General features: G+C 56.7%; 1 pseudogene. It reads left to right on the forward strand.

The features are described from left to right. Positions 1-1,398: pseudogene (locus AC55NX_RS20655) on the forward strand (RHS repeat-associated core domain-containing protein); the annotation flags it as partial.

Below are 1,398 nucleotides of genomic sequence, written 5' to 3' on the forward strand. Positions count from 1 at the left end.
CAGGAGACCGATGCGCTCGGCAATGTCACCGAATCGGTGTATAACGATGCCGGTGAGCTGGTCGCAAAAATCGCGCCCAATGGTTTAATCACCCATTTCAGCTATAAAAACGGCCTGCTGAGTCAGGTGCAGCAGGACAAGGCTATCTGGCGTTACCGTCATGATGCGTGGGGGCATATTATCGAGCAGACCGACCCGCTCGGTCACACCACCCGGTATGACTACAATGACCACGGCCTGATTGAGCGCATTACCTACCCGGATGGCGGCCTGCACCAGCTGACATGGAACCGCAATGGTTATCTGGTCGATGAGACCACGCCACAGGGGGAGGTGATTCGTTATCGCTACGATATTCTGGGGCGGCTGCGGCTGCGCCATGACAGTCAGGGGGTGACGGAGCTTTCTTATGACCGCAGCGGGCGTCTGACCAAACAGGTGTTGCCCGGCGGACAGACCCGGTGTTATGAATACAACGCTTACAACAAGGTGACCCGATTCACCGATGAGCAGGGGCGGGTCACCACCTATGACTATGAATTCCCGCTGCATCTGGTGACGCAGAAAACTAATCCGGACGGCAGTACGGTGCAGTACCGTTATGACAACCCGTTCCACTTTGTCAGCGCCATTATCAACGAGCGCGGTGAGCGCTACCAGATAGACTACACGCCGACCGGGCATGTGCAGCGGGAAGTGACTTTTGACGGGCGTCAGTTCGTCTACGAATATGACAGTCACACCCAACTGACGGCGAAAACCGAAATCGGCCGGGAAGGCGGGGAGCTGACTACGCGTTATGCCTATGACGCACAGGGCAAATTGATTGAGAAGACCCTGCCGGATGAATCCACTATCAGCTATCACTATGACTTGTTGGGCAATCTGACCGGAGTGGATGACGGTCAGTGGCCGCTGGCGTATGCCTATGACGTGATGGGGCGGCTGACGGTTGAGCATCAGGGCTGGGCGAGTGCCGGTTACCGTTATGATGCGATGGGCCACTTAACCGCCCATCTGTTACCGGACGGCCAGCAGATTGATTATCAATTTCAGCACGGGCGGCTGCAGCAGGTCAGCCTGAACGGGCATTGCCTGACGCAACACCAATATCAGGTGAGCGGTCTGGAAACCCGCCGGACACAGGGCGCGTTGACCAGTCATTTTCAGTATGACGAGCTGGGTCGGTTGAGTGAGCACCGGGTGAGTCAGGCGCAGCAACAGACGTTATTCCGCCGTTATCAGTACAACCGCTCGGGTAACCTGACGCAGGTGGAAGATAACCTGCGCGGCGTAACGCAATATCACTACGACCCGTTAGACCGCCTGACACAGGTGCGCGGTAATATCAGCGAGAGCTTTGCCCATGACCCGGCCGATAACCTGATACAAGACCGG

Source organism: Vibrio rubrogenes, from assembly GCF_059641415.1.